Annotated in this window: 1 protein-coding gene; it reads left to right on the top strand. The window is 62.0% G+C overall.

Annotated elements, in window-relative coordinates:
- The coding region (locus ACPYOP_RS33025; protein ID WP_481414395.1) for a transporter substrate-binding domain-containing protein at positions 1-276 on the top strand (276 nt) is incomplete at both ends.

Below are 276 nucleotides of genomic sequence, written 5' to 3'. Positions count from 1 at the left end.
ATCAAGATCGAAGGCACCGAGTACGCCGCGCTGATCCCGGGCCTGAACGCCAAGAAATACGACTTCGTGCTGGCGCCCACCACGGCCACCGAGGAACGCGCCCGCGCCCTGCTGTTTTCCGAGGGGTACCTCAACACCGACTACACCTTCGTGATCGGCAAGAACGGCAAGGACATCAAGGGCCTGGATGATCTTAAGGGCAGGAAGCTGGCGGTCAACAAGGGGTCGGCCTACGAGAACTGGGCGCGCGACAACGCAGCCAAGTACGGCTTCACC

The organism is Rhizobium sp. KNZ2-6A, assembly GCF_056755475.1.
This window is presented reverse-complemented; position numbering and strand designations above follow the sequence as displayed.